22 protein-coding genes are annotated in these 20547 nt (G+C 39.6%); 21 read left to right on the top strand and 1 reads right to left on the bottom strand.

All coding sequences use genetic code 11. The features are described 5' to 3' along the window. Positions 1-9 precede the first annotated feature (9 nt). The 15 genes from mutL to LKD41_RS00490 all read left to right on the top strand — a co-directional run bounded on the left by mutL (position 10) and on the right by LKD41_RS00490 (position 15164). Positions 10-1983, top strand: a complete 1974-nt coding sequence (gene mutL, locus LKD41_RS00560) for a DNA mismatch repair endonuclease MutL (protein WP_227700284.1) — start codon at positions 10-12, stop codon at positions 1981-1983. Positions 1984-1989: 6 nt separating this feature from the next. Then, entirely contained in the window at positions 1990-2940 is a 951-nt protein-coding gene (gene miaA, locus LKD41_RS00555; protein ID WP_227700096.1) for a tRNA (adenosine(37)-N6)-dimethylallyltransferase MiaA, read from the top strand. Positions 2941-3030: 90 nt separating this feature from the next. After that, positions 3031-4332 (top strand): methionine gamma-lyase family protein, encoded by a 1302-nt coding sequence (locus LKD41_RS00550; protein WP_117841050.1) that lies wholly within the window; start codon positions 3031-3033, stop codon positions 4330-4332. Positions 4333-4394: 62 nt separating this feature from the next. Further along, complete coding sequence (radC, locus tag LKD41_RS00545) at positions 4395-5072, top strand: RadC family protein (protein WP_227700095.1); 678 nt, start codon at positions 4395-4397, stop codon at positions 5070-5072. A 19-nt stretch (positions 5073-5091) separates the two neighbouring features. After that, positions 5092-6108 (top strand): rod shape-determining protein, encoded by a 1017-nt coding sequence (locus LKD41_RS00540; RefSeq protein ID WP_022243806.1) that lies wholly within the window; start codon positions 5092-5094, stop codon positions 6106-6108. Between the two features lie 9 nt (positions 6109-6117). Next, positions 6118-6975 (top strand): rod shape-determining protein MreC, encoded by an 858-nt coding sequence (gene mreC, locus LKD41_RS00535; protein ID WP_227700094.1) that lies wholly within the window; start codon positions 6118-6120, stop codon positions 6973-6975. After that, positions 6975-7493, top strand: coding sequence for a rod shape-determining protein MreD (gene mreD, locus LKD41_RS00530; protein WP_022243808.1), 519 nt, complete (start codon positions 6975-6977; stop codon positions 7491-7493). The genes mreC and mreD overlap by 1 nt, the downstream gene beginning before the upstream one ends. Next, positions 7486-10347 (top strand): penicillin-binding transpeptidase domain-containing protein, encoded by a 2862-nt coding sequence (locus LKD41_RS00525; RefSeq protein ID WP_227700093.1) that lies wholly within the window; start codon positions 7486-7488, stop codon positions 10345-10347. The genes mreD and LKD41_RS00525 overlap by 8 nt, the downstream gene beginning before the upstream one ends. Before the next feature lie 18 nt (positions 10348-10365). Next, positions 10366-11043: a septum site-determining protein MinC gene (gene minC, locus LKD41_RS00520; protein ID WP_227700092.1), complete on the top strand. Its 678-nt coding sequence runs from the start codon at positions 10366-10368 to the stop codon at positions 11041-11043. Between the two features lie 22 nt (positions 11044-11065). After that, on the top strand, positions 11066-11857 hold the full coding sequence (gene minD / locus LKD41_RS00515; RefSeq protein WP_022243811.1) for a septum site-determining protein MinD: 792 nt from the start codon (positions 11066-11068) through the stop codon (positions 11855-11857). A 13-nt stretch (positions 11858-11870) separates the two neighbouring features. Then, entirely contained in the window at positions 11871-12146 is a 276-nt protein-coding gene (minE, locus tag LKD41_RS00510) for a cell division topological specificity factor MinE (protein WP_117698374.1), read from the top strand. Between the two features lie 27 nt (positions 12147-12173). Further along, positions 12174-13286, top strand: coding sequence for an FtsW/RodA/SpoVE family cell cycle protein (locus LKD41_RS00505; RefSeq protein WP_117698373.1), 1113 nt, complete (start codon positions 12174-12176; stop codon positions 13284-13286). 4 nt (positions 13287-13290) lie between these two features. Then, entirely contained in the window at positions 13291-13686 is a 396-nt protein-coding gene (locus LKD41_RS00500; RefSeq protein WP_022243814.1) for a methylglyoxal synthase, read from the top strand. Next, on the top strand, positions 13670-14662 hold the full coding sequence (locus LKD41_RS00495; RefSeq protein ID WP_022243815.1) for a D-alanyl-D-alanine carboxypeptidase family protein: 993 nt from the start codon (positions 13670-13672) through the stop codon (positions 14660-14662). The genes LKD41_RS00500 and LKD41_RS00495 overlap by 17 nt, the downstream gene beginning before the upstream one ends. Before the next feature lie 82 nt (positions 14663-14744). Continuing rightward, positions 14745-15164 (top strand): twitching motility protein PilT, encoded by a 420-nt coding sequence (locus LKD41_RS00490; protein ID WP_227700091.1) that lies wholly within the window; start codon positions 14745-14747, stop codon positions 15162-15164. A 65-nt stretch (positions 15165-15229) separates the two neighbouring features. On the opposite strand, the gene LKD41_RS00485 is transcribed toward LKD41_RS00490, so the two are convergent. Continuing rightward, positions 15230-15442, bottom strand: coding sequence for a DUF378 domain-containing protein (locus LKD41_RS00485; protein WP_022243817.1), 213 nt, complete (start codon positions 15440-15442; stop codon positions 15230-15232). Between the two features lie 91 nt (positions 15443-15533). On the opposite strand from LKD41_RS00485, the gene LKD41_RS15730 reads away from it, so the two are divergent. The 6 genes from LKD41_RS15730 (at position 15534) to LKD41_RS00455 (ending at position 20545) form a co-directional block, all read left to right on the top strand. Further along, positions 15534-16910 carry an HlyD family efflux transporter periplasmic adaptor subunit gene (locus LKD41_RS15730; protein WP_227700090.1) on the top strand — a complete coding sequence of 459 codons (1377 nt, stop codon included), beginning with the start codon at positions 15534-15536 and terminating at the stop codon, positions 16908-16910. Between the two features lie 59 nt (positions 16911-16969). Further along, a complete protein-coding gene (locus tag LKD41_RS00475; protein WP_227700089.1) occupies positions 16970-17662 on the top strand; it encodes a YggS family pyridoxal phosphate-dependent enzyme in 693 nt (230 codons plus the stop codon). A gap of 19 nt (positions 17663-17681) precedes the next feature. Further along, a complete protein-coding gene (locus LKD41_RS00470) occupies positions 17682-18203 on the top strand; it encodes a cell division protein SepF (RefSeq protein ID WP_117699220.1) in 522 nt (173 codons plus the stop codon). 36 nt (positions 18204-18239) lie between these two features. Then, entirely contained in the window at positions 18240-18992 is a 753-nt protein-coding gene (locus tag LKD41_RS00465) for a YlmH family RNA-binding protein (RefSeq protein ID WP_118176843.1), read from the top strand. 96 nt (positions 18993-19088) lie between these two features. Continuing rightward, a complete protein-coding gene (gene lspA, locus LKD41_RS00460) occupies positions 19089-19610 on the top strand; it encodes a signal peptidase II (protein ID WP_227700088.1) in 522 nt (173 codons plus the stop codon). Positions 19611-19624: 14 nt separating this feature from the next. Beyond that, entirely contained in the window at positions 19625-20545 is a 921-nt protein-coding gene (locus tag LKD41_RS00455; RefSeq protein WP_227700087.1) for an RluA family pseudouridine synthase, read from the top strand. The last annotated feature ends 2 nt before the right edge of the window (positions 20546-20547 follow it).

Raw genomic sequence — 20547 nt, 5'->3', positions numbered from 1 at the left:
GATGGCGTTATGCCACAGATTGCACTGTTAAGTCAGGAAACAATTGATAAAATTGCGGCAGGAGAAGTCATCGAACGACCAAGCTCGGTGGTAAAGGAGTTAGTGGAAAATGCGATAGATGCAGGTTCCAGTGCAGTAACGGTTGAAATCAAAGAAGGTGGAATATCCTTTATCCGTATTTCGGACAATGGTTGCGGAATCGAAAGGGAACAGATTCCTTTGGCATTTTTGCGTCATTCCACCAGTAAGATTAAATCCGTAGAAGATTTGTTTACCGTTACATCCTTAGGGTTCCGAGGTGAAGCATTATCAAGTATCGCAGCAGTAAGTCAGGTGGAACTCATTACAAAGACAAACGGTGATTTTACCGGATCCCGTTATCTCATTGAAGGCTCAAAGGAATTTTCTTTGGAAGAAATCGGTGCGCCGGATGGAACCACTTTTATTATACGGAATCTTTTTTATAATACACCGGCAAGAAAGAAATTCTTAAAATCCGCCCAGACAGAAGGCACCTATATTCATGAACTGATGCAGCGGATGATTTTATCCCATCCAGACGTAGCTTTCAAATTTATTATGAATAATCAGGTAAAACTGCAGTCATCCGGAAATGGAAATATCAAGGATATTATCTACCATTTATACGGAAGGGATATTACAAAAGCGCTGCTTCCGATTGCACATGAAAGCGAGCTTTTTATAGTCAGTGGATTTATTGGAAAGCCGATGATTTCCAGAGGAAACCGGGGCTACGAATTATATTTTGTCAATGGCAGATTTATCCGGAGCCAGATTTTATCCAAGGCTATAGAGGATGCCTTTAAACCGTTTCTGATGCAGCATCAGTATCCCTTTACGGTACTTTATTTTGAGATTGACAGTAGTCTTTTGGATGTAAATGTGCATCCCACCAAGATGGAACTTCGCTTTTCCAACCAGCAGGAGCTGTACCGGGAAGTGCAGAGTATTTTATCGGCAGCGCTAGTGCACCGTGATATTATACCGGAAGTTCCGGTGGATACACCAAAGAAAAACGAGATGGAAGTTCCTAAGATAGAGAAGGTAATGCCGGAGCCATTTGAGCAGAAACGTTTGGAAGAAATCCGGAAGGCAGTACGAAAAGACAGTCCTTACGAAATAAAATATCCTGTCAGCAGACCAATGGGAACCGGGTCAGTCAGCTCTGCGACACAGGAAAAGCTTCTTGATACGATAAAATCAATGCCACCGGAAGATATGATGGAAGAACGGATTCGGAAAGAGCCGCTTCCGGAACAATCGAAAAAAGAAACGGAAAAAGAACTGGCAAAAGAAGCCTATGTCCTCCGGGAGGAAGAAACTTACGGAGCAAAGCCGGAAGGAAGCTATGAACAGGGTTCTTTCTTAAAAGAAGAGGAGATGGCAAAGCAGAAGATTATCGGACAGCTTTTTGATACCTACTGGCTGGTAGAATATAATGACAGACTGTTTATTGTAGACCAGCATGCTGCCCATGAGAAAGTCATGTATGAAAAATTAAAAAAGCAGTTTGAGAAGAAAGAGTTTACTTCTCAGGCTATCAGCCCGCCGATTGTCATAACATTATCCATGCGTGAGGCAGAAGTACTGGAGCGATTCAAAGAACAATTTACGAAGCTAGGTTTCGAAATTGAGCACTTTGGTGGTGCAGAATACAGTATCTGCGGAGTTCCGGGTAATCTTTACCGGCTGAATACCAGGGATGTATTGATTGACATGTTAGACGAGCTTACCGATGGCATATCCGAGCGGGCAACGGCAGATGTTATTTTAGATAAAATTGCATCCATGTCCTGCAAAGCTGCAGTAAAGGGAAGCCAGCGACTGAGCCTGCCGGAAATGGAACAGCTTATGAAGGATTTGATGAAGCTTGATAATCCATATAATTGTCCACATGGAAGACCAACGATTATTGCTATGTCAAAATATGAAATTGAGAAAAAATTCAAGCGGATTGTGTAGGAAAAGATGATGAAGAAACCAATTGTAGTACTGACAGGTCCTACTGCGGTAGGAAAAACAGAATTATCCATTCAGCTTGCAAAGGTCATTGGCGGAGAGATTATCTCCGCCGATTCCATGCAGGTGTATAAACATATGGATGTAGGTTCCGCAAAAATCACACCGGAAGAAATGGATGGTGTACGTCATTATCTGGTGGATGAATTAGAGCCTTTCGATGAATTTCATGTGGTAAAATTTCAGGAATATGCCCAAAAATATTTAAATGAAATATATGCCCACGGAAAGATTCCGATTATTGCCGGCGGCACCGGATTTTATATCCAGGCGCTGTTAAATGATATTGATTTTACGGAACAGGAAAGTGACAGTGCATACCGGAAAGAGTTGGAAGCGCTGGCAGAAGAACATGGCAATCAGTATCTTCATGACCGGTTAAAGGAAGTGGACCCGGAATCTGCCGAAGCCATCCATCCGAATAACAGAAAACGCGTCATCCGTGCGTTGGAATTCTATCAGGAGACCGGTAGAAAGATTTCTGAGCATAATGCAAAAGAGCAGATGCGGACTTCACCTTATAATTTTGCCTATTTTGTATTAAATGATGAGCGCAGCCACTTATACAAAAGAATCGATGCCAGAGTAGATAAAATGATAGAAGATGGACTGGAAGCAGAAGTCCGCCGCTTAAAGGAAATGGGCTGCACCAAAGATATGGTGGCAATGCAGGGAATTGGCTATAAAGAAATGTTATCCTATCTTGATGGCAGTTATTCTTTGGAAGAAGCAGTTTATATTATCAAGCGGGAAACAAGACATTTCGCAAAACGGCAGATTACATGGTTTAAACGGGAACGGGATGTCATCTGGCTTAACAAAAATGAGTTTGATTATAAAAATGAGGCAATTCTTGCATACATGATAAAGATACTTAAGGAAAAAGCTATTATTTCTTAAGTTTTTATTCATACAAAAAGAAAGAGAACATTATATGATAGACTTGCTGTAGTTTAGGAAGGAATTGCAGCCGGAAAGACGAGGAAAATGATGAGAGAAGAAATGATTGAAAAGAAATATGAAGAAATGGGTATCAGCAAAGAAGTATACCGTTTTGGGAAAAAGATAGAGGATGAATTAAAAGAACGTTTTGCAGCAATTGATGCAACAGCAGAATATAATCAGATGAAAGTAATTGATGCCATGCAGAAAAACAGAGTTTCCGCAGAATGCTTTGCCATGTCCAATGGATATGGATATAACGATCTGGGAAGAGATACACTGGAAAAAGTATACGCAAGCTGTTTCCATGGAGAAGATGCTCTGGTCCGTCCGCAGATTACCTGCGGAACCCATGCACTGGCACTGGCATTGATGTCAAATTTAAGACCGGGGGACGAATTATTATCACCGGTAGGAAAACCGTACGATACTTTAGAGGAAGTTATCGGTATTCGACCATCCAAAGGCTCACTGGCAGAATATGGCATTACTTATCGCCAGGTAGATTTACTTTCCGATGGCAGCTTTGATTATGAGAATATCAAAAAAGCAATCAATGAGAAAACACATCTTGTGACCATTCAGCGTTCCAAGGGATACCAGACAAGACCTACCTTATCCGTAGAGCGGATTGGAGAACTGATTTCCTTCATCAAATCCATAAAACCGGACGTTATCTGTATGGTAGATAACTGCTACGGTGAATTTGTAGAAGAAAGAGAGCCACTGGATGTAGGAGCAGACATGATTGTAGGTTCCTTGATTAAGAATCCGGGGGGCGGACTGGCACCAATCGGCGGCTATATTGTCGGCAAAAAAGAATGTGTGGAAAATGCAGCATACCGCCTTACTTCTCCGGGACTCGGCAAAGAAGTGGGTGCTTCCTTAAATGTAATTTCTTCTTTCTATCAGGGACTGTTTCAGGCACCGGTAGTTACAGCAGGTGCATTAAAGGGTGCAATTTTTGCTGCAAATATCTACGAAAGACTGGGCTTTGCCGTTGTACCGAATGGCACAGAGAGCCGTCACGATATTATTCAGGCAGTTACCTTAAACAGCCCGGAAGGTCTGATTGCATTCTGCAAAGGAATTCAGGCTGCAGCGCCGGTGGACAGCTATGTAACACCGGAGCCATGGGCAATGCCGGGCTATGACAGTGATGTCATTATGGCTGCCGGGGCATTTGTACAGGGTTCCTCCATTGAATTAAGTGCCGATGGTCCATTAAGAGAGCCGTATGCCGTATATTTTCAGGGTGGACTGACCTGGTATCATGCAAAACTTGGAATCCTGATGTCTTTACAAAAACTTTATGAACAGAAACTTGTTAATGAAGATATGATGTGTTAATATAAAGTATATGCCTTTTTGGAAGAAATGGGTTACCGGTGAGAGTAGAAAGAGGTTATAATATGACAGCAAAAAATCTGCCAGTCTCCGAACAGCCCTATGAAAAGTGCTTGAAATCCGGGGCGGCATCCCTATCGGATGCAGAGCTTTTAGCGGTAATTATCCGCTGTGGCACAAATGGAAGTTCTTCAACAGAAGTAGCAAAGCATGTATTGAGCAAACGCACCGGAAATCTTTTAGGGCTTTATCAGATGAGTCTTAAGGAATTACAGGAGGTTCCGGGTATCGGGAAAGTAAAAGCAATCCAGTTAAAGTGTATCGCAGAGCTTTCAAAGCGGATTGCACAGACCGGACGCCAGCAGGCAGTTGTAATGCAGAATGCTTTTTCCGTAGCAGACTATTATATGGAGCAGCTTCGGCATGAAGAAAAAGAACATCTGATGCTTTGCATGTTTGATACGAAGTGTCATCTGATTGCAGATTCCATTCTTTCAATTGGCACAGTAAATGCCTCACTGATTTCCCCGAGGGAGATTTTCTTGAAAGCATTTGAATATCATGCAGTACATATGATTTTAGTGCATAATCATCCCAGCGGAAATCCGCTACCAAGCAGGCAGGACATTGAAGTTACCAGAAAGATAGTGGAAGGCGGCAGGCTTCTTGAAATTGAGCTTGCTGATCATATTATTATTGGTGATAAAAAATATTTTAGTTTTAAAGAACAGGAAATGCTATGATTTCCGGAGGGAGAAAGAAATGTCGAATAACATTTATGGAATTGATCTTGGAACCTCTAATATGAAGGTATATTGCAAGGCAACTGGGAAAATACTAAATGAAAAAAATACGATTGCCATCATAAATAAGAATCAGATGTATGCTTATGGTGATGCAGCGTATGCAATGTATGAGAAGGCACCGGAGCAGATTCAGGTTTCTTTTCCGATTATCTGTGGTGTTATTGCAGATTTTAATAATATGCAGACCATGATACAGGAATTTTTAGAAAAACACGCAAAGGGCAAGACCCGTGGTGCAGAATTTATCGTTGCGGTACCAACAGATATTACGGAAGTTGAGAAAAAAGCTTTCTTTGATATCTTTTATAAGAGCAAAATGAAACCGAAGTCTGTCCTTTTATGTGAGAAGCCATTGGCTGATGCTGTTGGTTTGGGACTTGATGTCAATGAGCCGACCGGAGCCATGATTGTAGATATCGGAGCAGATACCACAGAAATTTCAGTAATTTCCCTGGGTGGACTTGTATTAAGTGACTTACTGCATTTTGGTGGAAACCGCATTGATGACTCCATCAGCAGTTACATCAAAAAGAACTTTAATCTTGTAATCGGACGCAAAACTGCTAAGACTTTAAAAGAAGAACTTGGTTCCGGTACACCTGGCATGGAAAAGAGTATGGTTATAGTTGGCCGTGACGTAGTCAGTGGTCTGCCGATTGAGATGGAGATTACTGCAGAAGTCATTTATGCTGCAATTAAGGATAATCTTAATTCTATCTGTAACTCTATTAAAATGATTTTGGAGAAGACTCCGCCTGAACTTGCAAAAGATATTATTCATTCCGGTATTTATATTACCGGTGGCGGTTCTAAAATACATAATCTGGATAAATTATTTACTGAGATTACCAATATAAAGGTAAATTCCTGCGAGAATCCGGAAGAATGTGCAGTTCGTGGATTGAATAAGATTGTTTCAGATGAAAAATATAAACATTTAGGATTCAGTATGAAGTCCAAAATATATAAATAGAGGCATAAAATGAGACGTAGACCAAAACATCAAATTCCAACAAAGTATATATTATTGTCCATGACCGCATTATGTATTCTGGCAATGTATGTCAGTTTTTCATTGAATCTTGGTGGCGGACCGTTGAATTCGATTGCCGGTGCAATTTTTGAACCAATGCAGAAGGGAATCAATTATGCTGGTACATGGCTTTCTGACAAGGCAGATAATTTAAAAAATCTGAATGACGTCATGGAAGAAAACGAACAGTTGAAGGAACAGGTAGAAGAACTGACCAACGAATTAAACACCCTTAAATTAGAACAGTATGAACTGGATAATTTAAGGGAACTGTTAGCTTTAGACCAGCAGTATTCGGATTACAAGAAAACCGGAGCAAATGTTATCGGAAAGGACCCGGGCAACTGGTTTTCTGTCTTCACCATTGACAAAGGCTCCAAAGATGGAATTGAAGTAGATATGAATGTTATTGCCGGAAACGGACTGGTAGGAATTGTTATTGATGTGGGACCACATTATGCAAAGGTGCGTTCTGTGATTGATGATTCTGCCAAGGTATACGGCATGATATTAAATACGTCAGATAACTGTATCATAAATGGTAATCTTCAGAGTATGAATGAAGACCAGGTAATCGAGTTTTCCGGATTAAACGACAGTGAGAACAAGGTTCAGATAGGAGATCAGATTGTAACTTCCAATGTCAGTGACAAATATCTGCAGGGCATTCTGGTTGGATATGTCAGCAGTATTTCGGAAGATTCCAACCACCTGACCAAATCAGGAACCATTACTCCGGCAGTTGACTTTGAACATCTTCAGCAGGTTTTGGTTATACTTGACAAAAAGGAAACGGGGTCTGATTGATGAGAAGAAAAATCACCGTTACATTAATTATTATTGTATGCTTTTTATTGCAAAGCACATTATTTAAGGCGTTATCCTTTGCGTCTATTTCCCCGAATCTTTTGATTGTGGTCTGTGCATCTTTTGGATTTATGCGCGGAAGAAAAGAAGGGATATTTATCGGTTTCTTCAGTGGACTGCTGATAGATATCTTTTTTGGGGAGATGATTGGATTTTATGCCCTTTTATATATGTATGCAGGCTTCTTAAACGGATGCTTTAAGAAGATGTTTTACCCGGACGATATTAAGCTTCCAATGCTTTTGATTGCCGGAAGTGATTTATCTTATAATCTGTTTATCTACTTTTTCCGGTTTTTATTCCGCAAGCAGTTTGCAATTGGATATTATATGTTACACATTATCATACCGGAACTTGTATACACGCTTTTGATTTCTGTAGTTTTATATTTCATTATTTTGAAAATTAACCAGCGGTTAGAGCGTATTGAAAAAAGGAGTGCAGCGAAATTTGTTTGATACACTGAAAGAAATACTTCATAAAGTTGCAAAATCAAGAATATTTGTACTCTGCGTTGTCATGATTCTTTTGTCATCGACTCTGATAGGCAGACTATTTTACCTTCAGATTATCAAAGGTGAAGAGTATCAGGATAATTACAGTTTAAAAATCCAGAAACCACGTATCTTAAATGGTTCCCGTGGCAATATTTATGACCGTAATGGTAATCTTTTAGCCTACAACGAACTGGCAAACAGCGTAACCATTGAGGATAATGGTTCTTATGACAAGACTTCAGAAAAGAATGAGGCTCTTAATACAGAACTTTACAATATTATCAAAGAGCTGGATAAAAACGGCGATGTCATTGAAAATGATTTTGAAATCGGACTGGATGATGACGGGAACTATTATTATACGGTAGAGGGAACCACATTAAAGCGTTTCCTTGCTGACACTTATGGACATTCTTCTGCGGATGATTTAGCCTATAATAAGAAGCTGAAATATAACGAAGCAGAAGCAACCCCAAAGCAGGTAATGGATTACCTTTGCAGATCCAGCAAACAGAATGGCTATGATTTATCAGAAGATGATTATGCCAGAGAAGATTTATACCGGATTGTTGTATTGCGTTGTGCCATTGCAGAAAACAGCTATCAGAAATATATTTCCACAACCATTGCCCAAAATGTTAGTGATGAAACCGTAGCATATATTACAGAAAATATGAATGCATTGCAGGGTGTGGATATCTCGGAAGATACCATCCGAAAATATGTAGACAGCGAGTATTTTTCCCATATTATCGGATATACCGGAAAGATTTCCCAGGAAGAATATGATGAATTATCTGCTGATAATGATGAGTATTCTTTAAATGATGTCATTGGAAAATCCGGAATTGAGCAGGTTATGGACGAAACACTACAGGGCAAAAAGGGTAGTGAAACCGTTTATGTCGACAGTCTCGGAAAAGTAATGGAGACAACCGAACGGATTGAGCCACAGGCCGGAAATGACGTTTATCTTTCTATTGATAAAGATTTGCAGGAAGCGGTTTATAATCTTTTGGAACAGGAAATTGCCGGAATCTTATATTCTAAAATTGTGAATATCAAAGAATATAATACCGCAGCCGGAACAGCGTCCGATATTCTGATTCCAATTGATGATGTGTATTTTGCATTGATTAATAATAATGTATTGGATTTAAACCACTTTAGTGCTGAAGATGCTTCCGATGTGGAAAAACAGATTTTCAGTGCCTTTGGAAGTAAACAGCAAACAGTATTAGCCCAGGTGGAAAGCAGCCTTAGCAGTTCAGCCGCAACTCCAGTGGATGAGTTGCCTGAGGAAATGCAGAATTATATGACCTATATTCCGAAAATGCTGGTCAATAATAAAATTTTGCTTACAGATTCCATTGACAAATCGGATGAAACTTATAAAAATTATGTAGATAATAAAATCAGTGTAAATGAATATTTAAATTATGCTATCAGCCAGAAATGGATTGATATCACGAAGTTTTCCGTAGACGAGAAGTATTCTGATTCTTCTGAAATCTATGATGCACTGGTCAGCTATATTGTAGAAGAACTGGCATCAGATAAGGGATTTTCAAAGATTATGTATAAGTACATGATTCACGATGACCTGATTAATGGAACGCAGCTTTGTCTTGCACTTTTTGACCAAAAAGTGTTAAACTATGATGACACGGCAGTAAGTGGGTTACAGTCCGGCAGCATCAGTGCCTTTAATTTTATAAAAGAAAAGGTGAAGAATCTTGAGATCACACCGGCACAGCTTGCATTGGATCCTTGTTCCGGCTCCTGTGTCATTACAGATGTAAAGACCGGCGAACTGTTGGCATGTGTTACTTATCCGGGCTATGATACCAACCGTCTGGCAAATACAGTAGACAGTAATTATTATAATTTACTGTATCAGGATTTATCAAATCCGTTCTATAATAATGCAACACAGCAGACGACGGCACCTGGTTCTACCTTTAAGATGGTTACTGCAACAGCAGGACTTACTGAGGGTATTATTTCACCTGGTACAACTATTTTGGATAAAGGACAGTTTGAAGAAGTAGCAAATGGACCAAAATGCTGGATTTATCCAAGCAGTCACGGTTCCATCAATGTTTCAGAGGCGTTAGGAGATTCCTGTAACTATTTCTTTTATAAAGTTGGTTACGATTTAAGTATGGTAAATGGGACTTATAATGAAGACCATGGAGTGGAACTGATTAATAAATACTCATCCATGTATGGGCTTGATTCTAAAACCGGAATTGAAATTGCAGAAAGTAAACCGAAGCAGACCACAGAGTTCCCGATTACTTCTGCAATTGGACAGAGTAACAACAGTTTTACTACGGTACAGTTATCCCGTTATGTAACTGCAGTTGCAAAGAGTGGAACCGTATATAATTATACCCTGTTAAAACAGGTTACAGATTCCGATGGTAACGTATTAGAAACCTATGAACCGACCGTAAAGAACACAATGGACAACATTTCAGAAAGTACCTGGGATGCCATTCATTCCGGTATGAAGATGGTGGTAGAAACCCATGAGCAGTTTGATGGACTTACTGTGGATTCTGCCGGTAAGACGGGTACCGCACAGCAGGTACCAACCAGACCAAACCATGCGTTATATGTAGGATATGCACCATATAATGATCCTGAGATTTCCATTGCAACCCGTATTGCATACGGATATACATCAGCCAATACAGCAGAACTTGCTGCATCAGTATATAAATATTATTTCCATTTGGAGGATACATCTACCTTGTTAGATGGTCAGGCAGAGGATGTTGGAGCTGCTGCCAATGCCTTTAATGATTAAATGTCAGGAGGGAAGTATATGTCGCAACCAGTTGTTTTAAAGAGTAATCCCCATGGAATCAATCTGATTTTAGATGATAAAATTCCATTTCAGGAGCTATTAGACGAGATACTTCATAAATTTAAAGAATCCGACAAATTCTTTAAAAATGCCAGAATTGCCTTGGCTTTTGAGGGCAGGAAATTAAGTCAGGAAGAAGAACTTGCAATCGTTGATTTGATCAGTCGGAATACCAGCATTGATGTGGTATGTATTTTAGATAATAATTCTCTGCGGGATGAAATCTGTGCCCGAAAGATTCAGGAATTTGATGAAAGCCAGTCTGGAAGAACCGGTGAATTCTATAAGGGAACACTGCGAAGTGGACAAGTCATCGAATGTAAGACAAGCATTGTTATACTTGGCGATGTGAACCCAGGTGCAAAAATTATTGCAAAAGGAAATATTGTGGTATTAGGCTCGCTTCGTGGCAATGCCTATGCTGGAGCGGCAGGAGATGAGCATACCTTTGTAGCTGCCCTTGATATGGACCCGGTACAGATTAAAATAGGTAATGTAATTGGAAGAAGCTCTGACCGCGGACCACTGAGTGCCATTAAGAACCGGCGGAAGACTTTAGAACCGCAGGTAGCTGTTGTTATGGATGATTCCATACTAATCGAACCGATTACAAGTGGATTATTAATGAATATATAAGATTTAGGAGGAAGAATAAATCATGAGCGAAGTAATTGTTATTACATCAGGAAAAGGCGGTGTTGGTAAGACAACAACTACTGCAAATGTAGGAACCGGTCTTGCACAGTTAAATAAAAAAGTAGTATTGATTGATACCGATATCGGATTACGTAACCTTGATGTAGTTATGGGTCTTGAGAACCGTATTGTATACAATCTGGTAGATGTTGTAGAAGGCAACTGCAGAATCAAACAGGCATTAATCAAAGATAAGAAATATCCGAACCTTTTCTTATTGCCGTCTGCCCAGACCAGGGATAAAACCTCTGTTACACCGGAGCAGATGCAGAAATTAGTAGAAGAATTAAGAGAAGAATTTGATTACATATTATTAGACTGCCCGGCTGGAATCGAGCAGGGATTTAAAAATGCAATTGCAGGAGCAGACCGTGCACTGGTTGTTACCACACCGGAGGTATCTGCAATCCGTGATGCAGACCGTATCATTGGTCTTTTAGAGGCAAATGAGATTAAGAAAATCGAGTTAATCGTAAATCGACTGCGTATGGATATGGTAAAACGTGGCGATATGATGTCCATTGAAGATGTTCATGAGATTCTTGCTATCGATTTAATCGGTGCAGTTCCGGATGACGAACAGATTGTAATCTCAACCAACCAGGGTGAGCCGTTAGTAGGCTCTGACAGCCTTGCAGGACAGGCATATTTAAATATCTGTAAACGTATCATGGGAGAAGAAGTACCGCTTCTTGACTTAGAGTCTAAAAATGGCGTATGGTCTAAATTCGTAAGTTTATTTAAGAAAAACTAGGGGGATAATAATTATGGGATTCATGGATTTTTTTAAGAAAAAGAATTCCGGTAATGTAGCGAAAGACCGTCTGAAATTATTGTTGATTTCAGACCGTGCTGACTGCTCACCGGATGTAATGGAAAATATCAAAAACGATATTATCCAGGTAATATCAAAGTATATGGAAATTGATGCGGAAGGGCTTGATATTCAGATTACCCAGACCGAATCAGATGGTAATAACGGAGCTGTTCCGGCATTGTTTGCAAATATTCCGATTAAGGATTTGAAGCATTCCGGAAAATAATAGACTTCAGATTGGAAGTAGTGATTTATGTTAAAACAATACCGCTTAAGAGACTACCGTTTCCGACTGGTATTTTATGTGGTGGCACTGACCATCATTGGAATTATGGTAGTTGGCAGTGCAAAGCCTTCCGTACAGAATAAGCAGATTGCAGGATTAATCTTAGGTCTGATTGTAATGGTTGGTATATCGCTGATTGATTACAATTTTATATTGAAATTCAGTTGGATATTCTATTTTGTTAATGTGGCTTTATTGGCAGCTATCTTTGTCATTGGAGAAAAGACAAAAGGCGCGCGCCGCTGGCTGAAGCTTGGAATCCGCTTTCAGCCTTCCGAATTAGGCAAAATCCTGTTAGTTTTGTTTTTTGCCTATTATCTAAGCAAAAATAAAGATAAACTGAATAATATCCGGACGCTGTTTTGTACGCTGGTATTGGCAGCAGTACCGCTTCTTCTGATTTTTAAGGAGCCGGATCTTTCTACCACAATTGTTACAGCATTAATTTTTGCATCCCTCTTGTTTATTGCCGGATTAAGTTATAAAATAGTAATGGGTGTGCTGGCAGTGGCAGTTCCGTCACTGGTTGTGGTCTTAACGCTGGTATTACAGCCGGGACAGAAACTTTTGACAGGAAATCAGGCACTTCGTATTTTAGGCTGGCTGGAACCCGATAAATATCCTAACATTGCATATCAGCAGCAGAACTCGATTATGGCAGTGGGCTCCGGACAACTCTGGGGCAAGGGACTTAATAATACGAATATTGTTTCTGTTAAAAACGGTAACTTTATATCAGAACCACAGACAGACTTTATTTTTTCTATAGTAGGTGAAGAGATGGGCTTTATCGGCAGTGTTATTATTATCGTATTACTGTTTCTTATTACCATAGAATGTCTGTTGGTTGCAAGACGTGCAAAAGACATGGCAGGCCGGTTGATTGCCAGCGGAATTGCTGCATTGATTGGTTTCCAGAGTTTTGTAAATATATGCGTTGTCACAGGCTTGATGCCAAATACCGGACTTCCACTTCCTTTTGTAAGCTATGGATTAACATCGTTAGTCACGCTGTTTGCGGGAATTGGTCTGGTAATGAATGTAGGGCTTCAGCCTAGAAAATATGGACAGGGGGACTAAACGAATGAATATCGGTTTGATTGCACACGACGCGAAGAAAAAGCTTATGCAGAATTTTTGTATTGCATACCGGGGAATTCTTTGTAAAAATGAACTTTTTGCAACGGGAACTACCGGAAGACTAATTGAGGAAGTAGCAAATCTGAATGTCCACAAATATCTCGCAGGTCATTTAGGCGGTGCACAGCAGCTTGGTGCACAGATTGAGCATAACGAGATTGACCTTGTGATTTTCCTGCGTGATCCATTATCACAGAAGTCACATGAGCCGGATGTAAACAGTGTTGTTCGTTTATGCGATATACACAATATTCCGCTGGCAACAAATCTTGCTACTGCAGAGCTTTTGATTAAATCATTAGACAGAGGAGACCTTGAGTGGCGTGAAATGTATAAATAAACGTGTACTGGCAGGTCTGCTTGTTGTATGTGTGTTCGTATCTGTAACGGGTTGTGGGAAAGCCAAAAGCGTTGTAGAGAATGGCTATCCGGTATATGGAGAAAGCAGCAGCGTAAATGTGCTATCCGGTGCAGAGGATACGGTCAGCTCTTATTTTGGTGCCAATTTATGTGTTGGCGGAACTGAAAATATCGGGCAGGAATCCGTAGAACATAACAGTGTGGCAGAGGCCGCCGGAGTATTTAACACGGCAACTAATACAATTACATATGCCCAGAATATATATGAGCGGATGTATCCGGCTAGTACAACAAAGATACTGACCGCTTATCTTGCTATCAAATATGGAAATCTCAGTGATGTGGTAACAATCAGTGACAATGCCGTAAATCTGGCATCTGATTCTTCTAAATGCGGATTGCAGGCGGGAGACCAGATGACTTTACAGGATTTACTTTATGGTCTGATGCTGCGAAGCGGAAATGATGCAGCCATTGCAATTGCAGAACATATTTCCGGTTCCGTAGAAGCTTTTGTGGATTTGATGAATCAGGAAGCACAGCAACTTGGTGCAACCGGTTCTCATTTTATGAATCCAAATGGACTGCCGGATGAGAATCATTATACAACCGTTTATGATTTGTATCTGATTTTCCAAAAGGCATTACAGGACGAGACCTTTTACCAGCTGATTTCTACCAGCTCCTATACCACCAATTATACAGCGGCAGATGGCAGTGCTAAGACCCAGGACTGGAGCAGTACCAATCAGTATAAAACCGGTGAATCCAAATTACCGGATGGATTTACACTGGTGGGCGGGAAGACAGGAACCACCGGGGACGCAGGATTCTGTCTTGTGTTACTTACGGATAATGCCGGTGGACAACCGGTGATATCCATTGTATTAAAGGCAGACTGTAAATCCAATCTGTATCTTATGATGAATGAAATACTTGCCGGATGTGGTAACTAGGCATTGTATAAAGCAGCAACATATTATATAATGAATTTATATAGTTCTTCATTGAAGAAAATAATGTCTGGGAGGAAATGCGATGATTGAAATAATTGCAGGAGAAAAGGGTAAAGGAAAGACAAAAGTATTACTGGATAAGGTAAACGAAGCTGTAAAAACAGTCGGTGGCAACATTGTATATCTGGATAAGAGCCAGAAACATATGTATGAGCTGGACAATAAAGTCAGACTTGTCAATGTTGCAGATTTTCCAATATCCAATTGTGATGAGTTTTTAGGTTTTATATGTGGTATCGTTTCATCTGATCATGATTTACATGAGATGTATCTGGATAGTTTTCTTACGATTTCCGGTATGAAGGACGAAGAATTTACTCATGCTATTGAAAAACTTGATGTCATCAGTGAGAAGTATAAAGTTAAATTTATTTTAAGTATTTCTATGGATGCTTCAAAACTTCCAGAATGTGCAAAAGCAAAAGTAGTTGCAGCACTTTAAAAATGCCTGAATTGGCAGTAAAAGCGGTGTCTTAAGTCCTTAAAATGCTTAAGACACCTTTTTTACTAAGCCTGTTCGATAGAGCGGATTCGTCCGTAGGCAGAAAGCAGATAAAGACCGCTGATTCCGACAAGTGCATAGATAATGCGGGAAAGCCAGCTCATATTACCAAACAGAAATGCCACCAGGTCAAATCGGAAGAATCCGATGAGTCCCCAGTTGATGGCTCCAATGATTACAAGTGTTAGTAATGTATAATCTAATCCTTTTGAACTCATAGCCAAAGTCCTCCTTTACTATGTAGTATGGTGCAAAGTGGATGACATTATACATCAGTTTCTATTTATTCTTTATAAAGGCGGAACAATTGTGGCTGAAACAAAAAAGATTGTAAAGTATCGAAAACCATTTCATTTAAATATAGAGATTGTCATTTTTGTCATTATTCTTGTATATATTCTTTTTTATGTATTTTCTTATTTCACTGAAAAACACATTGGAATATATGAAGTGACCCAGGGTACAATTGCCGAGAATAATACTTATACCGGATTGATTGTAAGGTCAGAAAGTGTTTATACTTCCGACTATAGTGGTACCTTTAATTATTACATTGCAGACAATGCCCAGGCTGGCTGGAACAATATTATCTGTTCTGTGGATGAGACAGGCTCTGTCAGTGATCAGTTGGCTGCTGCAGCTGCTTCAGATACCACGGGGCTTGACAGTGATTATTTTAAAAATCTGAAGTCCAATGTATCACAGTTTACCCAGTCCTATGATTCATTGTCTTTTTATCATGTATATGATTTTAAAGAAAATGTAAGCTCCCAGGTCATGGAATCGGTAAATATGAGCGCATTATCCGATTTGACAGCATCCGGGGCAACGGCAAGTGATACCTTCCATATCAGTTATGCCCAGACTCCGGGGCTGATTGCTTATTATACCGATGGCTATGAAAATATCACGACAGATAATTTTACGGCAGATGATATTCAGCCGCTGGATTATAAGAAGACAACCATTAAAAATAACAGTACGATTGCTGCAGGTGACCCGATTTATAAGCAGATTACCAGTGAAAACTGGAATATCATTCTTCCGGTCCAGAAAGCAACCTATGACCGGTTAACAGACAGCAATGTTATTGAAATCAAATTTAAAAAAGACAATACGAGCTGCTGGGCGAATTATGAATTAAAAGCCCAGGGGAATGATTATTATGTGATATTATCTCTGCATAATAACATGGTTCGCTTTGCAGGAGACCGTTTTACCGATGTGGAATTACTGCTGACAGAGCGGAGTGGACTTAAGATTCCAAATTCTTCCATCACGGAAAAGGCGTTCTATACTGTTCCGAAGGAATATTTTACCCGTGGAGGCGATTCTAACTCCTTAGGCTTATATGTAAGGGACAGTAAGACCAATGCTGTTAATTTCATTGCAACAGCTATTTTCCAGGAATCCGAAACGGATTATTATATTGACGAAGAAGAAATTACTGCAGGCAGTATCATTCAAAAGCCGGATTCCAACGATACTTTTGAGGTGCAGGCGCAGTCCACACTTCAGGGTGTATACAATGTCAACAAGGGATATGCTGTATTCAAGCAGATTGATATTTTGTATCAGAATGAAGAATATACCATTGTAAAGGCTGGAACAGATTTTGGAATCTCCATTTATGATCACATTGCATTAGAGGGCGATGCTGTTTCCGAGGATGATTTGATTAATTAATATTGTTAAAAAAGTAACATTATCATAAAATGATATCATGAGATTAAGAGGTGTATAAAATGCTGAAAGAAAACTTAAAAGAAGTGCAGGAAAATATTTTAAAGGCATGTGAAAAGTCCGGAAGGAATCCGGAAGATGTAACATTGATTGCTGTCAGCAAGACCAAGCCGGTACCAATGCTGCAGGAAATTTACGATGAAAACATCCGTGACTTTGGGGAAAATAAAGTGCAGGAGCTGGTAGAAAAATATGATGAGCTTCCACAGGATATCAAATGGCATATGATTGGTCATTTACAGAGAAATAAAGTGAAATATATCGTTGATAAGGTCTGCCTGATTCATTCTGTAGATTCTTACCGTCTCGCTGAAGAAATTAATATTCAGGCAAAGAAGAAAAATATCACAGTTCCGATTCTTGTGGAAGTCAATATTGCTGAAGAAAGCAGCAAATTTGGTGTTCATGCAGAGGATGCCATTGCACTGGTAGAACAGATTGCACAGCTTGAAAATGTACGGATAAAAGGACTTATGACCATTGCTCCGTTTGTAGAAAATCCAGAAGATAACCGTCAATATTTTCGAAATATCCGCCAATTATCTGTTGACATAGCCGCAAAAAACATTGATAATGTATCTATGAATGTCCTGTCCATGGGTATGACAGGAGATTATATGGTTGCCATTGAGGAAGGTGCTACAATGGTTCGTGTCGGTACCGGAATTTTTGGTGAAAGAAATTATAATAAATAAGTAGTTAGGAGAATGAACAATGGGTCTTTTTGATAAATTTATGGATGTTATGCGTTTGAACTCAGATGATGACGACGATGATTTCTATGATGACGATTATTATGATGATGAGGAAGAAGAAAAGCCAAAGAAAAAGCTTTTCCATAAGCATGAGGAAGAGGATGACGATTTCGATGAGCCTGTTGTAAAGGAGAAACCAAAAGCAGTCAGCAAGATTACTCCAATGCGCAGCAGCCGGAAGCAGAATGGTAATATGGCAGTCTGTGTGATTAAGCCAACCTCTTTTGAGGATGCAAGAGAGATTACTGAGACTCTTCTTATGAACCGTACCGTTGTATTGAATGTAGAGGGTCTGGATGTTGAGATTGCCCAGAGAATTATTGACTTTACCTCTGGTTCCTGTTATGCAATCAATGGAAATTTGCAGAAGATATCCAATTATATCTTTATTATTACACCGGAATCTGTTGATATTTCAGGTGACTTCCAGGAGATTTTAGACAGCTTCTCCGGTTCGTCCATTCAGACAGATTTTCGTTAATAGTATTACAATCAAAATATATGATGTGATATAGCTATGATGCAGGATGAACAATTAATAAAAAAACGCTTCCTGGACTTGTTCCAGCAGGCACAACGCAAGGGGATTGTCTGTTTCAGCGATTTTCTTACCCTGAATGAACAGAATATCTTAAATAGCTGCGCCGGATCATTGGGAATTACCTATGAATTATCGGGCGGCTGTTTTTATGCAGAGCGTCAGATAGCAGCTTTTCTTCCTGATGCTCTTTATTATGAATGGAGTTATCCGATTAAATGTATTGAAATTGCACCGGCTTATCCGAAATTTGCAGATACAATTTCCCACCGGGATGTATTGGGAGCATTGATGAATCTTGGCATTGCAAGAGAGAAGCTTGGAGACATTCTGATAAAGGATAATAAGGCTTACCTTTTTGTAAAAAGGGAAATTGCCGATTACATAGCCGAGGAACTTCAACAGGTATGTCATACTATAGTACATTGTGTTTTAGAAGAACCATCAGCTATGGCAGTGGAGCCAGAATTAAAAGAATTCGAAAAAATTGTGGCATCGAATCGCTTAGATAGTGTGATAGCTGCCATGAGCGGAAAATCAAGAAGCCAGTCGGTTGTGCTGATACAATCCGGTAAAATTTTTATCAATGGTGCAGAGTGTTTACATAACACATACTTATGTAAACAAAATGATGTGATTTCCATCCGCGGCACCGGAAAATTTATTTTTGATGGGGAAATTGGCACCACAAAGAAAAGTAAGATGAAAATCCGTTTCCGGCAGTATGTTTGATTAATGAAGAAATCCACTTCCGGCAGCATGTTTGATTAATGATGAAAATCCACTTCCAGCAGTATGTTTCATAAAAAGACGAAAGGCGATAGATTTATGAATAAGAAGATCATGTATATAGTTACTATATTGAGTACAGCAGTATTACTTTTTCTCGACCAGATAGTAAAATATTTAGCCGTGCTTCATCTCAAAGGACAGGCTGCGATTCCAATTATTAAGAACGTTTTTGAATTGCAGTATCTTGAAAATCAAGGGGCAGCCTTTGGTATTATGCAGGGAAAGAAAACTCTTTTTGTAATTGGGACATTGATTTTCCTTGTAATAGTGGTAATTCTTTATCATAATATTCCACTGACGAAAAGATTTACACCAATCCGCATTGTTGCTGTACTGATTGTTGCCGGTGCTATTGGAAATATGATTGACCGTGTTGTACACCAGTATGTCATTGACTTCTTTTATTTTAAGCTGATTAATTTCCCGATTTTTAATGTTGCAGATATTTATGTGGTAGTAGCATGTATTCTCTTTATTCTGCTGATGCTGTTTTATTATAAGGAAGAGGAATTAGGTCAGATTTTCCCATTTATGAAAAGCAAAAAAGCGGAAGAGTAGGGGGAATTTCTTTTATGCATAATGAAACTTTTGAAGTTACGGATGAATATGAAGAGGAACGTCTGGATAAGTTTCTGGCTGCTATCTACCCGGAACAGTCCAGAAGTTTCTTTCAGAAATTGATAAAGGATGGTTTGGTATCAGTTAATGATGTGCCGCAATCAAAAGCAAATTATCGGATGCATATAGAAGATATGGTTTCTGTGACCATACCAGATGCGGTAAAGACAACAATTTTACCAGAAGCTATTCCATTAGACATCTTATATGAAGATGATGATGTAATTATCGTTAATAAACCCAAAGATATGGTTGTACATCCATGTCCCGGACATTACAGCGGAACCCTTGTAAATGCAATCATGCACCATTGCAGGGAAAATCTTTCCGGAATCAATGGTGAAATCCGGCCGGGCATCGTTCATCGAATTGATAAGGATACCACCGGTTCACTGATTATCTGCAAAAATGACCAGAGCCATCGTCTGATTGCAGAACAGATTAAAGTGCATTCCGTTAACCGGCTTTATCGCGGCATTGTAAAGGGGATTGTAAAAGAAGATTCCGGCACCATTGAAGGTGCAATCGGCCGTCATCCAAAAGACCGTAAGAAAATGGCAATGAATGAACGAAATGGGAAACCGGCAATTACCCATTACCGTGTTATAGAGCGTCTAAAAGATGCAACTTATATGGAATTCAAACTGGAAACGGGACGTACCCATCAGATTCGTGTTCACATGGCAAGTATTGGTCATCCCTTACTGGGCGATACCGTATATGGCAGTCTGAAGAATCCATATCATCTGCAAGGACAGACCCTTCATGCTTATATCATTGGATTTGTGCATCCGACAACCGGAGAATATGTTGAGTTTAAAGCACCGATTCCGGAATATTTTGAAGAACTTTTAAATAAATTGAGGAAGAATTAGTT

It is taken from the genome of Roseburia sp. CLA-AA-H209, assembly GCF_020687575.1.
GTDB classification, from domain to species: Bacteria; Bacillota; Clostridia; order Lachnospirales; family Lachnospiraceae; genus Roseburia_C; species Roseburia_C amylophila.
Note: the sequence above shows the minus strand (reverse complement) of the source record. Positions and strands in the feature narration are given on the sequence as shown.

Excerpts from the sequence above, each read along its gene's own strand:
- lspA (WP_227700088.1), top strand. The coding sequence starts at position 19,089 with ATGAATAAGAAGATCATGTATATAGTTACTATATTGAGTACAGCAGTA.
- LKD41_RS00455 (WP_227700087.1), top strand. The coding sequence starts at position 19,625 with ATGCATAATGAAACTTTTGAAGTTACGGATGAATATGAAGAGGAACGT.
- LKD41_RS00465 (WP_118176843.1), top strand. The coding sequence starts at position 18,240 with ATGATGCAGGATGAACAATTAATAAAAAAACGCTTCCTGGACTTGTTC.
- miaA (WP_227700096.1), top strand. The coding sequence starts at position 1,990 with ATGATGAAGAAACCAATTGTAGTACTGACAGGTCCTACTGCGGTAGGA.
- minD (WP_022243811.1), top strand. The coding sequence starts at position 11,066 with ATGAGCGAAGTAATTGTTATTACATCAGGAAAAGGCGGTGTTGGTAAG.
- minC (WP_227700092.1), top strand. The coding sequence starts at position 10,366 with ATGTCGCAACCAGTTGTTTTAAAGAGTAATCCCCATGGAATCAATCTG.
- LKD41_RS00485 (WP_022243817.1), bottom strand. The coding sequence starts at position 15,442 with ATGAGTTCAAAAGGATTAGATTATACATTACTAACACTTGTAATCATT.
- LKD41_RS00475 (WP_227700089.1), top strand. The coding sequence starts at position 16,970 with ATGCTGAAAGAAAACTTAAAAGAAGTGCAGGAAAATATTTTAAAGGCA.
- LKD41_RS00550 (WP_117841050.1), top strand. The coding sequence starts at position 3,031 with ATGAGAGAAGAAATGATTGAAAAGAAATATGAAGAAATGGGTATCAGC.
- mreC (WP_227700094.1), top strand. The coding sequence starts at position 6,118 with ATGAGACGTAGACCAAAACATCAAATTCCAACAAAGTATATATTATTG.
- LKD41_RS00470 (WP_117699220.1), top strand. The coding sequence starts at position 17,682 with ATGGGTCTTTTTGATAAATTTATGGATGTTATGCGTTTGAACTCAGAT.
- LKD41_RS00490 (WP_227700091.1), top strand. The coding sequence starts at position 14,745 with ATGATTGAAATAATTGCAGGAGAAAAGGGTAAAGGAAAGACAAAAGTA.
- LKD41_RS00505 (WP_117698373.1), top strand. The coding sequence starts at position 12,174 with ATGTTAAAACAATACCGCTTAAGAGACTACCGTTTCCGACTGGTATTT.
- mreD (WP_022243808.1), top strand. The coding sequence starts at position 6,975 with ATGAGAAGAAAAATCACCGTTACATTAATTATTATTGTATGCTTTTTA.
- radC (WP_227700095.1), top strand. The coding sequence starts at position 4,395 with ATGACAGCAAAAAATCTGCCAGTCTCCGAACAGCCCTATGAAAAGTGC.
- mutL (WP_227700284.1), top strand. The coding sequence starts at position 10 with ATGCCACAGATTGCACTGTTAAGTCAGGAAACAATTGATAAAATTGCG.
- LKD41_RS00500 (WP_022243814.1), top strand. The coding sequence starts at position 13,291 with ATGAATATCGGTTTGATTGCACACGACGCGAAGAAAAAGCTTATGCAG.
- LKD41_RS00540 (WP_022243806.1), top strand. The coding sequence starts at position 5,092 with ATGTCGAATAACATTTATGGAATTGATCTTGGAACCTCTAATATGAAG.
- minE (WP_117698374.1), top strand. The coding sequence starts at position 11,871 with ATGGGATTCATGGATTTTTTTAAGAAAAAGAATTCCGGTAATGTAGCG.